Below are 17,705 nucleotides of genomic sequence, written 5' to 3' on the forward strand. Positions count from 1 at the left end.
ATGAATTTTACCACCAGGAATAATAAGGTCATCCGCATCAGCAAATACTGTCCGGGTGACCTGGACGATCTCTTCCACTACCTGCAACACCTGGGTGAAGCCACCCGGAAACGCTTCGGTCCTCATCCTTTTGACAGGTCTTCCCTGCAGGATTTCCACGCGAGCCCGGAACACGCCGGATACATTGCCACAGAAAATGATGCCGGAAGGATCATAGCTTATGCCATCATAAAAAATGGCATGCTGCATCATGATATTCCAAGGCTGCAGTCTTACGGGCTTCAACCAGATGCATCTGGTGATTGTACCTTTGCCCCATCGGTTGCAGATGACTGGCAAAGTTTTGGCATCGGTGATGGTTTATTCCGGTTTATACTTTCTGATGTGTCAGAGAAAAAGCAAAAAAGGATCATTCTTTGGGGGGGAGTGCAGGCAGACAACCAGAAAGCAGTAAATTATTATCTTAAAAACGGCTTTAACATGCTGGGGCAGTTTGACTACAACGGTCCCAATTACGATATGATACTTAACCTGCCATGAAAGACAAAAAGTTTTCTATAAAAAGCAGGCTGCATAGTTTCAAAGCTGCTTTCAATGGCTTGAAAATTGTTGTCAGCAAGGAGCACAACGCCCGCATCCACACCGTGGTGGCCACCCTGGTAATTATTGCGGGCTGGTGGGCAGGGATTTCAAAAACAGAATGGATCGCTTTACTGCTTTGTATAGGTTTTCTGTTTGCGATGGAACTGTTTAATACCGCCATAGAATACCTCGCTGACCATGTTACACCCGACCAGCACGAGCAGATCAGGGAGGTCAAGGACCTGGCAGCGGCAGGTGTACTGGTGGCAGCCATCATTACGGCCATCACAGGTGCCATTGTTTTTCTGCCCAGGATACTATCCGCTTTCAAATAATAAAATGAAGCATCTGCCATTCATACAAGTCCTGCAGCAGGCCAGTCCGCTTTCCCCTGAAGCTGCTGCAGCTATGGATGAGATCACCTGTTTCAACCACTATCCCAAAGGACACCACCTGTTAAATCTCTGGCAGGTGGATCGATACTTTCATTTTATCGGCAAAGGATCGGGCAGGGTTTACTACCTGAAAGATGGAATGGATATCACAGATTATTTTGCCATGGACATGCAGTTCATCGGCGGGGTAGAAAGCCTGTTCACCAAACAACCCTCGCACAAAGCCATTGAACTCACGGAGGATTCGGAAGTTTATTCCTTTCTGTTTGATGATTTTGAAAAACTCTGTGTCCGATACCATGATATAGAAAGGCTGGGAAGAATAATGGCCACTTACGCCTTCCTGGAGATCCAGAAAAGAATTGAAGGCATCCGGTTTTTATCGGCCGCAGAGCGATACCAGGAACTGGAAAAGAATTACCCCGGAATATCAAATCGAATTGCGCTGAAACATATTGCCTCCTACCTGGGCACCACCCAGGTCAGCCTGAGTCGCATCCGGAGCGGAATACAATAGTTTTCCGCCCCCCTTTTTTAACATATGTAAAATATTGTTCGGGAGGATGGAAGGAACTTTGTGTCATGAAACAAACAGAATTCACCATAATCGGTGGCGGAATTGCGGGATTAACAACAGCCATCGCATTACAGCAGACCGGAATAAAAGCCGCCGTCTTTGAAGCGGCACCCGTTATCCGTCCGGTTGGTGCGGGGCTGGTACTGGCCGCCAATGCCATGAAAGCGTATCAGCACCTGGGCATCGCAGAGGAGATCATCCGGGCGGGCACCCGGTTGAAACAATTCAGCATTTACAATGAGCATGGCAGGATGATCAGCCACACCGATTCGGAAAAACCAAGCCTGAAATACGGGATAAATAATTTCACCATCCACCGGGCCGAATTGCACCGGGTACTGGGTTCCAGGCTGGAGCCGGGGCAGATCCGCTTAGGGAAAAGGGCCATTGATATCGTGCCGGATGCAGATGGATACAGGGTCCTTTTTGAAGATAACAGGGAGCACTATACGAAATACCTGATAGTGGCGGACGGCATCCATTCTCCTATCCGGAAAAAACTACTGCCGCAAAGCAGGATAAGGTATTCCGGTTATACCTGCTGGCGGGGCATTGCCGACAACAGGAGACTGCAGGTGAGGGAAAGTTCTGAGACCTGGGGACTGAAAGGGAGGTTCGGCATTGCGCCACTGGCAGGAGATATTATATACTGGTATGCCTGCATCAATGCACCGCAGAACAACCCGGCATTCAGGAACTATACGGTGGAAGACCTGCATCACCTGTTTAAGGACTTTCACGAGCCTGTCGGTGAGATCATTTTGCAAACCAGGAAGGATCAACTGATATGGGATGATATCTGCGACCTGGAACCCATCGGGCAGTTCGCGTTTGGCAACCTGGTACTGATCGGTGATGCAGCCCATGCCACCACGCCAAACCTCGGTCAGGGCGCCTGCCAGGCCATTGAAGATGCCGTAATGCTGGCGGCTGACCTGAAGAGCCATTCCATGGTGGCTGACGCCTTCCGTTCCTTTGAACAAAAAAGAATGAAAAGAACCCGTCGGATCGTTGAATTATCATGGCAGATGGGGAAAATTGCCCAGACAGAAAACCCAATGCTGGCGGGCATCCGCAATACCCTATTCCGGCTTATGCCGGCGGCCGTAAATGAAAGGCAGTTGAAAATGCTTTACGAGGTTGAATTCTGAAGCCGGCCGATGCAGGAACATTACCGGAAAAGAGTATTTTTAAAGGAATGTTCAGCACCCGGACATACCAGCCCCATCCCGCCCTGCAGGAATTTGTCAGCGGCATCCGCATCGTTCATGCCATCGTGGATGACGCGGACCTGGACATAGCATGCCCCTATCCGCCAACTCCGCAACATTGTCTCTTCTTTTATATCGATGATCTTGTGCAGGTACAGAAAGAGGGTGAGCATGGGTTTGCCCTCCAACCAGATGCAGTGATTGTTGGCCCGCAGGTAACCCGGGTGAACCTGATCGTTGGAAAAAGTCATAAGGCAGTGGCTGTCGGATTCCATCCGGGTGGATTGTACCGGCTGCTGGGCATTCCAATGACCGAGATCTATGATGAAGGATTTGATGCACGCGAACTCATCGGAGCAGAGACCAGGACAGTAAACGACCAATTGAAAGAAGCGAAGGACTTTGATGCCATTAACCAGGTGGTGGAAAATTTCCTGCTGCAAAAACTGGCAAAACTGAAACTGGCACTGCCATTTGATGAAGCCATGAAAGAACTGTTGCGGCACAATGGAAATATTCCCATTGAAAACATCGCCTCCCTCTCCTGCCTGAGCCTTCGGCAATTCGAAAGAAAGTGCCGGGAGCGGATCGGACTTCCCCCCAAAGTATATGCACGCCTGGCGCGTTTTTCCAAAGCCTACCGCCTTCGTGAAAGCAGGCCCGATTTATCCTGGACACATATCACCTATGAGTGCGGATATTTTGACCAGATGCACCTGATCCGCGATTTTAAACAATTCGCGGGTGTATCGCCGGGCATCATTGCCGGCACCATTTCCAGCACACCTGTTCCGCTTCAGTCGAGTATCCATATCTGAAACTTGTCGTTTTCATACTATTTGGGGAAAGGGCACCTGGGTAGTTTTGGGAAAACGATTCACATGTACAAACAGCTCCTATTCGCGATGGCCTTCCTCTTTCAGCTATTGCCATCCAAAGCCCAGGATTACAGCAGGCTGCAGCAAATCAAGGGACATCCATTCCCCGTATACCACAGTAACGGACAAACGAACAGGGCCGTAAATATCTCCGGGCGCTGTGCAGATGCCATGGCTTATATCAGCCGTTCGCTGAAAACAAAACCCCGCTTCACCCTGCTCGTACTAACGCAGGAAGACTGGCCGCATTTCACCAAATTCCCGGTTTATGGCATGCCACATTACAACGATGACAGCACCCTGGTAGTGGCTGCGGAGGACAATGCATTCTGGAAAAGTTTCATTCCCAAAATGGATCAGCTGCCTGAAACCATGAGGCAAAAAATCAGGCAGGCGTACAGCAGCGCTGGCGGGGAAATCAGTATGGCTCCCTTCTTTGACCTGCTGGTTTTGCATGAATTGGGACATGCCTTTCATTTCCAGGGCGGTCTGAATATGCCCCGTAAATGGATGGGCGAATTATTCTGTAATGTGTTGCTGCATACCTATATCGCAGAGAAAGATCCTGCTTATTTACCCGCGCTTACCGTATTCCCGGAAATGGTTATCGGCGGTGGAACCGATGGCTACCGGTACACCAGCCTGCTGGATCTTGAAGCTTATTATGATGAGATCGGAATGAATCACCCGAACAATTATGGCTGGTACCAGAGCCGGTTGCATGCCGGCGCCAAAACGATTTACGATGCCGCCGGAGCGGGAGTACTGGATAAATTATGGAAATCGCTGCTGGTAAAGTCTGGCTTCCCGGATGATAAGTCGCTGGCAGCCTATCTTGGAAAAAATGTACATCCAAAAATGGCCGAACTTATCCTGAACTGGTAGATGCAAGCGGCAATCTTGGTATATTGGTCTGTATGAAACAGAATTTGGCATTGATCGCGCTGGTGGTGGCAAATTATGATGATGCCATAGCGTTCTATACCGGGAAACTTCATTTTACCTTACTGGAGGATACTGTGCTGAGTGAAACCAAACGATGGATTCGTATTGCGCCACCCGGTTCAACAGGAACCTGCCTGTTGCTGGCAAAAGCCACGAATGAAGAACAAAAAAGCCGCGTGGGCAACCAGACAGGCGGCAGGGTTTTTCTATTTCTGCATACAGATGACTTCTACCGCGATTACCAGCACCTGCTGGACAACGGAATCAGGATCGTACGACCACCATCAATAGAACCCTATGGAACGGTGGCGGTTTTTGAAGACCTGTATGGAAATCTTTGGGATCTGATTCAACCTGAAACAGCATGAAAAACTACAGGCCATATTTCAGAACAGTAATCAACCGATATTACCCTGCAACGACCTCCTTACTGGTGGAGGAGATAGAGCGGCAATTTGTGGCCATGGCCGGAGATATTGCATTTGCCAAAACATCCACCAACCCTATTGATAAAAGAATGGAAATAAGCGCTTATTTCCTGGCGACGGTGAAAGTGCTGGACGGGGAGCAGGCCGGATATGAGCGGATCCGGGAGATCCTGCTTACTATTGCCAACGATTATGTTCAACCGAAAAACAAACTGGCCGCAGCAGCCAGGAAATGGATGACCGGGTTGCTGTTCACAGCACCGGGGCGGATGCTCATCCGGCTGATGGCCGCAAGGACCAAAAACCCGTCCCACCCCGACGGGTTTGCTGCCAACCTCATCACTGATCCTGCGGAAACATACGGACTCGGTTACGGAGTAGATATAACAGAATGCGGCATCTGCAAACTGTTCAGCAAACATAACAGTAACCAATACACGCCGATACTATGTGAGGTGGACAATATCACTACCAGTCTGGCCGGACTGAACCTTGTACGCAAGAGTACCATTGCAAGGGGTGCCCGGGCCTGTGATTTCCGCTATACCCGAAAAAAATGAGATGAAGTTTTCATGTAAAATTTATTTTATACGATATGGTTGCGGTCTGTGATACACAATTATTTTTGATACATGAATAATGACTCGCGGATCAGGATAAGCAAATCTGAAATCCTCTCCGACAACTGGTATGTACTCCGGAAGATAACCTTCGATGTACGCGGAACCGACGGCCAATGGCGCACCCAGAGCAGGGAAGCCTATGACCGGGGCAATGGGGCCACCATATTGTTATACAACCGGGAACTGCGAACTGTGATCCTCACCCGGCAATTCAGGATGCCCACCTTCCTGAACGGCAATGAAAGTGGAATGCTGATCGAAGCCTGTGCGGGACTGTTGGACCAGGACAATCCCGAGGACTGTATCCGCCGTGAGACGGAGGAGGAAACAGGATATCGCATCCGCAATGTGGAGAAGATTTTCGAAGCCTATATGTCGCCCGGATCCGTGACAGAGATCCTGCATTTCTTTATTGCAGAATACAGTTCGGTGATGAAAGTGACCGAGGGTGGCGGCGCGGAGCACGAACAGGAAGACATTGAAGTGCTGGAGACCGGTATAGACCAGGCTATGGAGATGATCCGGACCGGTGAGATCAGGGATGCCAAGACCATCCTGCTGCTGCAATATGTAAAGCTGCATGGTATCCTGTAATATGCTGTAGTTTTGCGCCATGAAATTCTTTCGATGGCTTAAGATCCTGCTGCTGGCATATGCGCTGATTGGTATTGCTGCTTATTACCTGCAGGATTATTTCCTGTTTCACCCCGAACCGCTGACCAAGTCGGCAAAATTTGATTTCGACTATCCCCACAGGGAGGTCAATATCCCCTTTGATGCCGGTTCCAACCTGAACATTGTGCAGTTTATGCCCGACAGCAGCCGGGCAGCCGCGCCGGTGAAGGGTGTTGTGTTGTATCTCCACGGCAATAAAAAGAATATCAACTGGTATGCGCGGCAGGTGCCGGCTTTTACTGGTCGCGGCTACGAGCTCTGGATGATCGACTATCCGGGCTTCGGCAAGAGTACCGGCCCGCTCACGGAAGAAAGAATGTATGCATATGCGGAACAGTTGTACCGGCTGGCCCGCGCGAAATATTCAGCTGACAGTATTACGATCTATGGCAAGAGTATGGGAACCGGCATTGCCGCCTGGCTGGCATCACGAAGCAGCTGCAAACAACTGATCCTCGAAACGCCCTATTACAGCCTGAGATCACTGGTGCAGCGTTACCTGCCTGTTTATCCTGTGAGCCGTATGATCCGATACAATTTCCCTACCTGGGAATTCCTGCCCAAAGTAGTGGCGCCCGTGGTGATCTTCCATGGCACCGAAGACGGGGTCATCCCCTATTCCAATGCCGCCAGGCTGCAGCCATTGCTGAAGCCCGCCGACAAGTTCATCACCATAGCAGATGGCAGTCACAATGACCTTCCAGAATACGAAGGGTATAAGAAGGGACTGGATTCGGTGTTGGGGTTTTAGGCGTCTGACGTTTGGGGTCACGGAAAGGCGTCTGACGTTTGGATTCACGGAAAGGCGTCTGACGTTTGGGGTCACGGAAAGGCGTCTGACGTTTAGCATTACTGAATACCGTGAATCCAAACGTCAGACGCCTCCCCCCTTACACCGGCACCACATGCCGGGGTTTATTCTTGCGGAGTTTTTCCGGAATGCAATTCAGCAACTCCTCTTTCAACGCAAGAAAAAGTTTTTCCTTGACAAAGGTCTTCGAAGTAACCAGGCTGACCTCGCGCACAGGTGCCGGACTGCGGAAATGCCTGATCAGTTTCCGTTGCGAGGCCGACATATCCTGGGTAGCCAGTTCCGGCAGGATGGTGATCCCACGGTGCGTCTCCACCATTTTCTTCAGGGTCTCAAGGCTGCCCGCTTCATACTCAAATCGAAGCAGGTCCTTGTGGGCCTTCTGCAACTCGCAGAGGTTCAGCATCTGGGAACGGAAACAATGCCCCTCTTCCAGCAACCAGAGATCGTGCACATCAATATCGCCGGGCAACACATAAGTCTTTTTGTACGCAGCATTTTTCTTCGACACATAGGCCACCATCTCTTCATAAAAGAGCGGGTACTCCTTCAATCCCGTTTCATGCAGGGGCGTAACCACCAGGGCCATGTCGAGGTGCCCTTTCAGCACTGCCTCCAGTACCGGCTGGGTCGTCATCTCCTTTACCTTCAATTGCACGTCGGAATATTTATCAATGAACGACTGCAGGAATAGCGGCAGCAGGTAGGGTGCCAGGGTTGGAATGATACCCAGCCGCAGCTCACCATGAATCAGTCCCTGTTTTTCCTTGATCACATCTTCCAGCAGTTTCACCTCCAGCATTACCCGGCGGGCATGTGCCAGCACCTCTTCCCCGATGGGAGTAGGCACCACAGGCTGGCGGCTGCGGTCGAAGAGTTTGATCCCCAATTCCTCCTCCAGTTTCTGGATCTGCATGCTGAGGGTGGGTTGTGTCACAAAACAATGCGAGGCCGCCGTGGCGAAGTGCCGGTGTTCATCCACCGCCAGAATATATTCCAGTTGTACCAGGGTCATCAGATAGATATTTTCTATGCCAGCATAAATTTAATCAATTTCATAAATGATCGAAACAGAATAAGTTCCTGAGCCGGACCAGATATCAGGCAAGCATCAGGATCAGCAATTCCGCGGCAACAATGCGCAGGATCATTGTCAGCGGGTATACGGTAGCGTAAGTAGCGGATGGCACATCATTGCCGGCCATCTTTAGCGCGAAGGCAAGCGCGGGAGGATCGGTAGAGGCGCCGGACAGAAAGCCACAGACCTCAAAATAGGTCTTCCTGAAAAAGCGGTGCGCCACCCAGCCCATTACCAGCAAGGGGATCAGGGTAATGCTGATACCCATCCCGATCCAGTACCAGCCATCCCCACCGGTGAAGGCGGATGCCAGGTTCGAACCGCTTCCCAGTCCTACACTCGCAAGGAAGAGAGTGATGCCCAGTTCCCTGATCATCAGGTTGGCGCTGTTGGTTGTATAGGCATTGAGATACACCAGTCCGCCGAAACGGCTCAGCAGGAGCGCCACAATCAGCGGACCGCCCGCCATTCCAATTTTCACCGGCACCGGAATATTCGGTAAATAAAAAGGGATGCTGCCCACGATCACCCCCAGTACGATGCCGATGAAGATCGGCGCCAGGTCGGGCACTTCCAGTCTCTTTAATGAATTGCCCAGCGCATTGGCCACCTGGTTAACGCCTTCTTCGGTGCCCACCACTTTAACGGTGTCGCCCAGTTGCAGAAAGAGGTTGCCGTGCGGAACAAGTTCCACGCCCGCCCTGCTGAGGCGGGTAAGGGTGAACTCGTGCTGGTGGATCTCCGTAATATCGCCCAGCCGCCTGTGGGTCATTTCCTTTCGGGTCACCACAATGTGGCGGGAGATCAGGTCGCTGCCGGGTTCGTTTTTCAGGTTCATATTGCTGGGTGCGCCTACCAGTATTTTCAATTGCTCGATCTCCTGTTTGGGCGCCACGATCAGCAACACATCACCCTCCGCCAGCAACTGGTCTGGAGTGGGTGTGATGACTTCGCCCTTATGGAACATGCGTGACACCACGATGGGCTGTTTCATCAGTTCGAAGATCCTGCGAAGCGGCTTGCCCACCAGTTGAGGGTTATCGAGATGAAAGTGCAGGGAAACCGGGCGACCCGAGCGGATCACACTGAGTTTGCGGTGCAGTTCATTTTCATTTTCGATGTTGACGCGGAATATCTTTTTCAGCAGCACCAGTGCCAGGATGATGCCGAAGACACCAAATGGATAGGTCAGCGCATAGGCAAGGGTGATACGCGCATTGTCTGTGCCCTGCACCTGCAGATCCTTCACAGCAGCCTGTGCTGCACCCAGTCCGGGTGTGTTCGTAACGGCGCCGCTCATCACTCCCGTCATCACACCAATATCATAACCGGAAGCAAGATACCATATAACGGTAATGATCACCCCAAGTAACACCACGCCGGCAGCCAGCAGGTTATTGGCCAGGGCATTCTTTTTCAGGGAAGCGAAAAAGCCCGGACCCACTTGCAACCCGATCGAGAACACGAAGAGGATGAGTCCGAATTCCTTCAGGAAATGTTCCACTTCGTTGTTCACGCGGATGCCTGCGTAGGAGAGCAGGAGCCCGATGAATAGCACCCAGGTAACCCCCAGGGAGATGCCGAATATTTTAAGGCGGCCCAGCCAGATTCCGAAGGCGATCACGACTCCGTAAATCACTACTGTCTGGGCCACCGATACTTCTGTAAACAGCCTGATTATCCAGTCCATTGTTTAATGATGTTCCGCCCTCTCCGGCTGTTGTCCCCAATGTTCGGGTGAGCGCCACAGTGAGGAGAGCATGAGTTCGCGCATGAAGAAGAATTCTTTCGGCAGTTTGTCGTACATCCTGGAGAAGAGTTCTTCATGGGAGAGCAGCTCTTTTTTCCAGGGTTCACGGTCCACTGACATGATTTTATCGAAATCGGCCACGGAGAAATCTTCCATACCGGTCCAGTCGAGGTCTTCGAAGCGGGGCATCCAGCCGATGGGACTTTCCACTGCGCTGGCCCTGCCATTGATGCGGTTCACGATCCACTGCAACACGCGGATATTCTGGCCGAAACCGGGCCAGAGGAACTGACCGTTCTCATCCTTACGGAACCAGTTCACACCGAATATCCTCGGGGCATTGGGCAGGTTGCGGCCGAACTGCAACCAGTGGTTCACATAATCGCCGATATGGTAGCCGATGAAGGGCAGCATGGCAAAGGGGTCCTGGCGTACTTTGCCGATGTCCCCGAAAGCGGCGGCGGTCATTTCACTGCCCATGGTAGTGGCCATGTACACGCCGAAGTTCCAGTTGAAGGATTGGTACACCAGCGGAACGGTGGTACTGCGTCTGCCCCCGAAAATAAATCCGGCGATGGGCACGCCTTCCGGTGTTTCCCAGGCATCGTCAATGGCGGGGTTCTGGTGGGCCGGCGCAGTGAAACGCGAGTTCGGGTGAGCGGCCGGTTTACCGCTGGATGGATCCCAGGGTTTGCCGTGCCAGTCGGTGAGTCCGGCTGGAATTTCCTTGGTCATTCCTTCCCACCATACATCGCCATCGGGTGTAAGAGCCACGTTGGTGAAGATGGTATTGGCGCGGATGGATTCCATCGCGTTGGGGTTGGTCTTGAAGTTAGTGCCGGGAGCCACACCGAAATAGCCGGCTTCGGGGTTGATGGCATAAAGCCTGCCGTCCTTACCCTTATGAATCCAGGCGATGTCGTCACCCACTGTGGTTACTTTCCAGCCCTCAAATTCTTTCGGTGGGATCATCATGGCGAAGTTGGTCTTGCCGCAGGCGCTGGGAAAGGCCGATGCCACGTAGGTCTTCTGCCCATCGGGAGCTTTCACACCCAGGATCAGCATGTGTTCGGCCAGCCAGCCTTCTTCCTTACCCATCACGGAGGCGATGCGCAGGGCGAAACATTTCTTACCCATCAGGGCATTGCCGCCGTAACCGGAGCCATAGGAAATGATCAGCCGGTCTTCAGGGAAATGGGAGATGTATTTTACATCCGGATTACAGGGCCAGGACACGTCTTTTTGTCCGGGTTCCAGCGGTGCGCCCACGGAATGCAGGCATTTCACATAATGTTTGCTGATATGTGGCAGCACCTGTTCCCCCATACGGGTCATGATGCGCATGTTGACCACTACGTATTCGGAATCGGTGATCTGTACCCCATACCGGGATAAGGGAGAGCCCAGGGGACCCATGCAGAAGGGAATCACGTAAAGTGTGCGGCCCTTCATGGAGCCATCGAGCAGGTTGTTGAGGATTTTCTTCATCTGGGCGGGCGCCATCCAGTTGTTGGTGGGACCGGCATTTTCCTGCAGGCGGCTGCAGATAAAGGTCTTGTCTTCCACGCGGGCCACATCACTGGGATCGCTGAAACAGGCAAAACTGTTAGGACGCTTTTCCTGGTTGAGCCGAATGAATGTTCCCTTTTTCACCAGGAGATTACAGAGGTCGTCATATTCTTTCTGGGAACCATCACAGAGATGGATGTGATCGGCTTCACACTGGGCCGCAATCTGTTTGGCCCAGTTCTCGATCTCACTTAGGATCGCAGATGACTTGAACTGCGAAAAGTTGCTTTTGAGTGCCATAGTAATGGTGTGTTGGTTTTGATACTACGTAACAAATATCACAGCCTGTTAACCAAAAATTTCTGACCTGCTACTAATCGCGTTATGATTCTTGTAAGATTACTTCATGATTTTTGACTTCGAGCCGATACTCCGCTCCCACTTTAAGCGCATAGTTTTCTTTTTCGTGACTCACCGGGAAGTTAAAGCATACCGGAAACCGATAGCCGCTGACGGCATGATGTAGGATCTCTTCAACGGACTGTCCGAATGGACGATCCGTATCCTTGTTATCCGTGAAGCCACCGAATATCAGTCCGGCCAGTTGATCCAGCACCCCTGCCCTTTTCAGTTGAAACATCATGCGATCGATGTTGTAAAGTTGTTCTCCCACATCTTCCAGGAAGAGGATCCTATCCTTTGTCTTGTAGGCGGATGGCGTTCCTACCAGGTGGGCGATCAGGGTGAGATTACCACCGATCAGCCGGCCTTTTGCCACACCCGGATTGTTCAGGTGATGGGCCGCGGCAGTATAGCGGCACTTTTCACCGGTCAATACCTTCCTGAGTGATTGCACAAATTCGTTCTCATAACCACCATCATTAAACGCAGCGGCCATGGGTGCGTGCAGAGTTGCAATTTTGAGGTTGCGGTTGATATGGGCGTGCAGCACCGTGATGTCGCTGAATCCTATGATCCATTTGGGATGTTTCCGGAAGGCCTTAAAGTTAATTTGATCGATGATACGGCCAACACCGTATCCTCCCCTTCCACAGAGGATGGCTTTAATGTTGGGATCATCGAGCATAGTCTGGAGATCGTCCAGTCTTTCCTGGTCTGTTCCGGAGAAATAGTTGGCGGATTCGCTGGTCATCGTGCTGCCCAGTTTCACCTGGAAACCCCATTCCAGCAATTGTCCCACACAGGTCTGCCATTTTTCCGGCGCCATGAACCCGGCCGGGCAAACCAGTCCGATCGTATCGCCTTTGGAGAGGTAGGGAGGTAAGGTCATAAATTCAGGTGTCTGACATCATGTGCATCATGTGCATCAAGTGCCTGACAAATATAATGCAGGTCGCTAAAATAGCCGCGATATCACGCAAGGTTAATACTTACCTTCATAAAAATAGTGACCAAATGCGACCGATCAACCTTCCACTGTTTTTCGTTTGTACTATACTGGTATCGTTTAACCCTTCCAAACTCCATAAAAACATTCAACCTGTTCCTGACAAACCCAATGTCATTTTAATCTTTATGGATGATATGGGATATGGTGATCCCGTTTGTTACGGAGGCGGACCTTATCAGACACCAAACATTGACAGGCTTGCCAATACAGGAATACGATTTTCCAATTTTTATGCCGCGCAGGCAGTTTGCAGTGCATCGAGAAGCGCCCTGCTTACCGGTTGTTATCCAACACGCATCGGAATATCCGGAGCCATCGATCATAATGCAGGTTTCGGGCTGAATCAATCGGAGGAAACCATCCCTGAACTACTGAAAAAAAACGGCTATAAAACCGGTATGGCAGGGAAGTGGCACCTGGGTCATGTAGAACCATACCTCCCCCTGCAGCACGGGTTTGATGAATTTTTGGGAATCCCCTACTCCAATGATATGTGGCCGGTGTATTATGACGGAACACCCTGGACAGACAGCACCAGCTACCGATCAACCTATCCTGTATTGCCACTGATAGAAGGAAACAAAGCCGTTGGATATATCCGAACACTGGAGGATCAGTCTAAGCTGACCAGAATGTTTACAGAGCGGGCGGTTCAATTCATTCAGACCAACAAAAACAATCCGTTCTTTTTTTACCTGGCCCATCCAATGGTGCATGTGCCACTTGCCGCAAGCGAAAGATTCAAAGGCAAAAGCAAAGGCGGATTATTTGGTGATGTAATGGAAGAAGTTGACTGGTCGGTAGGCATTATATTGAAAACGCTGGAGGAGAATAAATTACTGGAAAACACCCTGGTGATTTTCACCAGTGACAATGGCCCCTGGTTAACATTCGGAAACCATGCGGGTAACACCGGCGGATTGCGCGAAGGAAAAGGAACAGCCTGGGAAGGCGGAGTAAAAGTTCCCTGCATTATGAGCTGGAAAGGAAAATTACCCGCCGGAGTAGTAAATAATCAATTAGCCACCACCATGGAAATCCTGCCCACACTCGCCAGTTTATGCGGAGCGCCGTCACCTCAGCAAAAAATTGATGGCATTGATATGGCGAATGTTCTATTGGGCAGAACCACTACCATCGGGCGAAATGAGTTTGTATATTATTATGATAAAAACAATCTCAAAGCCATTCGCAACCATCGTTACAAATTGGTGTTCCCGGCCCTGTCACAAACATATGGACCGCCGGCAGTTATAGGGAAAGATGGCTATCCCGGAAAATATGGAACCGATTCGGTGAAATTGGCATTATTTGATTTGTGGACAGATCCGGGTGAGGACCGAAATGTGCTGGCGCTGTATCCGAAGGTGGCTGAAGAGTTGAACAGCAAAGCGGATCAATACAGAAAAGAATTGGGTGATGGATTAACGAAAGCAACCGGAACATCTGTCAGACCGGCCGGACTTTTGAAAAATTAAGAAATAATCCTTGACAGTTTCATGAATCCGGGGATTATATGAACTTATCTTGTCAACGGTAAAAAGTACAGATCCTTAAAGATAAAACCCAAACATTTAAATTGCCCGCAGCTGTAGATTTCTACAGGCCCGCTGGATACAGAAGCCGGATTTCAATCAAGGTTATCAATGGGCACAACGATTACATTATTCCTTTGCACAATGCCCTGAGGTATGTGACCAAACTTAAACAGGTAATTAAACTGTTCAGCCCCATCACTTTTTTACTGTAACACGCAGAAAGGTTGCCGGAACATCCAGTGTATTTTCATCCTTGCTCCTGTTGTGCTGGTTGAATAAAACCTCCAGTTCCTGTTGCAGTGCTTCGGCTTTGCCATTTTTTTCGGCCGCTTCAAATGCGTTCATGGTTGGACCATAATAATGCCTGAACCTGTTTAAAAATTCGGAAGCCGAAATAGGAGCCTGAAATCTGAAGCTGTCTTTTTGAAAAGAAATATTTTCTTCCGGAATACCCGCTGCAGTGAAACGCTCCCTTACATTCGTCTCCACCCCCCAGGTCATGGGACTAATAAAGCCTTCCGGAGGTGGTGGTGCATAGGAAGAACTGATCTTTAACAGTTGCGCCACCATTGTTGGATCGCCCGGTATCCAGTTACCCATGATGATGCGTCCGCCCGGACGGGTAACCCGTACCATTTCCCTGGCCACGTCAAAAGGCCGGGGAGCGAACATGGCGCCAAAGATGCTCATCACCACATCAAATTCATTATCCGGCAATCCTTGCAGATCCGTACAGTCGCCCTCCCTGATGCTGATATCGTTTAATCTCTCCTCCTGGATGCGGGCGTTTCCTGCCGCCACCAGGTTCCGGGCAATATCAATCCCTAATACCCGGGCACCCAGCCGGGCAGCCGGTATGGCGGTGGTTCCATCGCCGCAACCAAGGTCAAGCACTTTAATACCCGGGACAATTCCAATATCTGAAACCAGTTGGGCTCCACTTTCACGCATGGTTTCTGCGATACGGGTGAAGTCACCTTTTTCCCATAATACTTTATTGGGATTGCTGGCAGAAGGGGATGCAGCACCACCCTGAAGAGAAGTTGTTTCCGGCATAACTTAATAGTTGAAGGTTAAAAGATGTACAGATCCAAAGGGTAATATCTATGGCAGGGAAAAGAAGGCTGGTAATAAATATACAATTTAATTTAGTTGTATAAACATTTTACCCATGCCTGGATTTAAACTTGTCGCTGTCCTGACGCTGTTCATCGCTTTCTCAGCATGCCAAAACGAAAAGGGAATATCCTTCCGGCTCATTGACACCGACACCTTTCATTTCAACAATTTCGTGGACTGCAATATGGCGGAAGCCTGGATCGGCGACACCTTCCGCATCTTTCCCGGCAAATACGGCGAAGACCCTGTCTGGGGCGCCGCACATGACCTGAAATTTGCAAGCGGTCGTCATGCCGATGAAACATTTTCACAACCTGCCGCCGCTTATACGGCACCGTTACTGCCACAGAACGCGGCCGTTGGGCAGGCGGGCCTGCATGGCGCGGTATGGTTTGAAACCGTGCACCAGGACAGCAAAGATGCCAGTGGCAAAACCCTTTATGCCATTTATCACAACGAAAACTATCCTGAAACACTTCCATACGATTCGGTTACAGGTGAAGGTTATATCGACCGGCACTGGCCTCTGGGACTAACGGAGAGGATCACCCCGGCGGCAGTGTGCCGCATCGGCATCATGAAATCCATTGATGGCGGCTGGAGCTGGGATAACCGCGGGCTTTTCCTGGAAGACAAACAGCCGCGCATGATCCTGAAACCGCACAACACTTCCAAAACCTTCGGTGGTGGTGTGGGTGATCCCTCTGCGGTGGCCGTGGGAGATTATCTCTACCTGTTCTATGGCGAATATGGTTATCCGGGTGTTTATGATTCATCCACTTATGATCCGCAACTGGAACGGGGCGGACAGTGCATCAGTGTGGCCAGGATTGCCATATCGGACCTGGACGATCCGCAGGGAAAAGCGAAGCGCTGGGACGGCTCCGGATTTACTGCTGACTGGGATGGCATTGGCAAGCCAGTAGCTTCCCTGCAGATACCGGTTTCTGAAGGCGGCGGACCCGCATCCTCCCCAGGCGGCGGATTTCACTGGGGTCCATCCGTCAGTTGGAATGAATACCTCGAATGTTGGGTCATGATGATGGGAAGAGTGGAAGGACAATCCTGGGTGGGCGATGAATTGTACATCTCATTCAACGAACATAAGGACCTCGGCACGGGCACTAACTCCCAGGCATGGTCGAAGCCGCAGAAGCTGCTGGAGAAACCCGGACATGTACTCTGGTATCCATCCCTTCAGCCCATGAATACGGAGGAGGACATCCGCAGCAAACGCACCAGCCTGCGGGTCGGCAAAAAAGCCAGGCTGTTCTTTAAGTATTCCGATCTCGGGAAATATTTTTCAACCTATATTATTGAGTTTGAGAAGGGAGGAAAATGATGTTATCCTTTAATGCAAAACACCCCATTCATGTCAATCAAAATATATCAGGTAGACGCGTTTTCAGATAAGGTTTTTTCCGGCAACCCGGCCGCAGTTTGTCCCCTCACTGAATGGCTGCCGGATGAAATACTGCAGAACATCGCCATGGAGAACAACCTGGCAGAAACCGCTTTTTATGTAAAAGAAGACCGGCAGATCCAAATCCGGTGGTTTACGCCAACCACGGAAGTTGATCTTTGCGGACATGCCACCCTGGCCGCCGCTTATGTACTTTTCCATCAGGAAAATCACCCTGGAAATATTATTCACTTTTATTCGCCCAGAAGCGGAAAATTAACGGTGACCAAAGACAGCGATTTCCTGACACTCGACTTTCCCGTAGATATGTATGATGAAGTGGAAATCTCTGACGCCATCAGGGATTGTTTTGACCTGCAACCGATTTCCGCCTTTAAAGGCAAAACCGATTATTTATTGGTATTTGAAAACGAAACTGACATTGCAACAATACATCCGAGACTGGACAAAATAGAAAAATTAAATGCACGCGGAGTAATCATTACCGCAAAAGGAAAGGAGGTGGATTTTGTGTCAAGATTTTTTGGACCGCAGGTTGGGGTAAACGAAGATCCGGTAACTGGTTCAGCCCACACAACCTTAACCCCATACTGGGCAAATCAACTTGGTAAGAAAGAGCTAAGCGCCATTCAGCTTTCTTCCCGCAAGGGTTATCTGAAGTGTAGCTTGAAAGATGACAGGGTTGAAATATGCGGCAAAGGCAAACTGTATTTAAAAGGCGATATATATATAAATTAAAGTGGCCCGGATCC

18 protein-coding genes are annotated in these 17,705 nt (G+C 50.4%); 13 read left to right on the plus strand and 5 right to left on the minus strand.

Annotation, left to right across the window (positions count from 1 at the left end; translation table 11 throughout):
* From BC349_RS18690 to BC349_RS18735, 10 genes are all read left to right on the plus strand, one after another.
* Window positions 1–540: a GNAT family N-acetyltransferase gene (locus BC349_RS18690; RefSeq protein WP_187258317.1), complete on the plus strand. Its 540-nt coding sequence runs from the start codon at window positions 1–3 to the stop codon at window positions 538–540.
* Window positions 537–917, plus strand: a complete 381-nt coding sequence (locus BC349_RS18695) for a diacylglycerol kinase family protein (protein WP_187258318.1) — start codon at window positions 537–539, stop codon at window positions 915–917. Before BC349_RS18690 ends, BC349_RS18695 begins: the two co-directional genes overlap by 4 nt.
* Window positions 918–921: 4 nt before the next feature.
* Window positions 922–1,494 carry a Crp/Fnr family transcriptional regulator gene (locus BC349_RS18700; RefSeq protein ID WP_187258319.1) on the plus strand — a complete coding sequence of 191 codons (573 nt, stop codon included), beginning with the start codon at window positions 922–924 and terminating at the stop codon, window positions 1,492–1,494.
* A gap of 65 nt (window positions 1,495–1,559) precedes the next feature.
* Window positions 1,560–2,705, plus strand: coding sequence for an FAD-dependent monooxygenase (locus tag BC349_RS18705; protein ID WP_187258320.1), 1,146 nt, complete (start codon window positions 1,560–1,562; stop codon window positions 2,703–2,705).
* A gap of 47 nt (window positions 2,706–2,752) precedes the next feature.
* Window positions 2,753–3,583, plus strand: a complete 831-nt coding sequence (locus tag BC349_RS18710) for a helix-turn-helix domain-containing protein (protein ID WP_187258321.1) — start codon at window positions 2,753–2,755, stop codon at window positions 3,581–3,583.
* Window positions 3,584–3,646: 63 nt separating this feature from the next.
* Window positions 3,647–4,528: a hypothetical protein gene (locus tag BC349_RS18715; RefSeq protein WP_187258322.1), complete on the plus strand. Its 882-nt coding sequence runs from the start codon at window positions 3,647–3,649 to the stop codon at window positions 4,526–4,528.
* A gap of 32 nt (window positions 4,529–4,560) precedes the next feature.
* Entirely contained in the window at window positions 4,561–4,956 is a 396-nt protein-coding gene (locus BC349_RS18720) for a VOC family protein (RefSeq protein ID WP_187258323.1), read from the plus strand.
* Window positions 4,953–5,576, plus strand: a complete 624-nt coding sequence (locus BC349_RS18725; protein WP_187258324.1) for an L-2-amino-thiazoline-4-carboxylic acid hydrolase — start codon at window positions 4,953–4,955, stop codon at window positions 5,574–5,576. The genes BC349_RS18720 and BC349_RS18725 overlap by 4 nt, the downstream gene beginning before the upstream one ends.
* A gap of 72 nt (window positions 5,577–5,648) precedes the next feature.
* Window positions 5,649–6,233, plus strand: coding sequence for a GDP-mannose pyrophosphatase NudK (gene nudK / locus BC349_RS18730; RefSeq protein WP_187258325.1), 585 nt, complete (start codon window positions 5,649–5,651; stop codon window positions 6,231–6,233).
* 19 nt (window positions 6,234–6,252) lie between these two features.
* Entirely contained in the window at window positions 6,253–7,065 is an 813-nt protein-coding gene (locus tag BC349_RS18735; RefSeq protein ID WP_187258326.1) for an alpha/beta hydrolase, read from the plus strand.
* A gap of 139 nt (window positions 7,066–7,204) precedes the next feature.
* Here BC349_RS18735 and BC349_RS18740 read toward each other — a convergent pair whose 3' ends face one another.
* The 4 genes from BC349_RS18740 to BC349_RS18755 form a co-directional block, all read right to left on the minus strand.
* A complete protein-coding gene (locus tag BC349_RS18740; RefSeq protein ID WP_187258327.1) occupies window positions 7,205–8,140 on the minus strand; it encodes a hydrogen peroxide-inducible genes activator in 936 nt (311 codons plus the stop codon).
* 85 nt (window positions 8,141–8,225) lie between these two features.
* Window positions 8,226–9,893 (minus strand): putative transporter, encoded by a 1,668-nt coding sequence (locus tag BC349_RS18745; RefSeq protein ID WP_187258328.1) that lies wholly within the window; start codon window positions 9,891–9,893, stop codon window positions 8,226–8,228.
* A 3-nt stretch (window positions 9,894–9,896) separates the two neighbouring features.
* Window positions 9,897–11,762, minus strand: coding sequence for a phosphoenolpyruvate carboxykinase (GTP) (locus BC349_RS18750; protein ID WP_187258329.1), 1,866 nt, complete (start codon window positions 11,760–11,762; stop codon window positions 9,897–9,899).
* 82 nt (window positions 11,763–11,844) lie between these two features.
* A complete protein-coding gene (locus BC349_RS18755; protein ID WP_187258330.1) occupies window positions 11,845–12,753 on the minus strand; it encodes a S66 peptidase family protein in 909 nt (302 codons plus the stop codon).
* A gap of 125 nt (window positions 12,754–12,878) precedes the next feature.
* Between BC349_RS18755 and BC349_RS18760 the strand changes: the two genes are divergently transcribed.
* Complete coding sequence (locus BC349_RS18760) at window positions 12,879–14,351, plus strand: sulfatase family protein (protein WP_187258331.1); 1,473 nt, start codon at window positions 12,879–12,881, stop codon at window positions 14,349–14,351.
* Between the two features lie 255 nt (window positions 14,352–14,606).
* Here BC349_RS18760 and BC349_RS18765 read toward each other — a convergent pair whose 3' ends face one another.
* The gene (locus tag BC349_RS18765; protein ID WP_187258332.1) at window positions 14,607–15,467 is read right to left on the minus strand and encodes a class I SAM-dependent methyltransferase; all 861 of its coding nucleotides are present in this window, start codon (window positions 15,465–15,467) and stop codon (window positions 14,607–14,609) included.
* A gap of 115 nt (window positions 15,468–15,582) precedes the next feature.
* Between BC349_RS18765 and BC349_RS18770 the strand changes: the two genes are divergently transcribed.
* Window positions 15,583–16,872 carry a hypothetical protein gene (locus BC349_RS18770; RefSeq protein WP_187258333.1) on the plus strand — a complete coding sequence of 430 codons (1,290 nt, stop codon included), beginning with the start codon at window positions 15,583–15,585 and terminating at the stop codon, window positions 16,870–16,872.
* 30 nt (window positions 16,873–16,902) lie between these two features.
* The gene (locus tag BC349_RS18775; RefSeq protein WP_187258334.1) at window positions 16,903–17,691 is read left to right on the plus strand and encodes a PhzF family phenazine biosynthesis protein; all 789 of its coding nucleotides are present in this window, start codon (window positions 16,903–16,905) and stop codon (window positions 17,689–17,691) included.
* The last annotated feature ends 14 nt before the right edge of the window (window positions 17,692–17,705 follow it).

The organism is Flavihumibacter stibioxidans (genome assembly GCF_014332695.1).
Classification (GTDB): Bacteria; Bacteroidota; Bacteroidia; order Chitinophagales; family Chitinophagaceae; genus Flavihumibacter; species Flavihumibacter stibioxidans.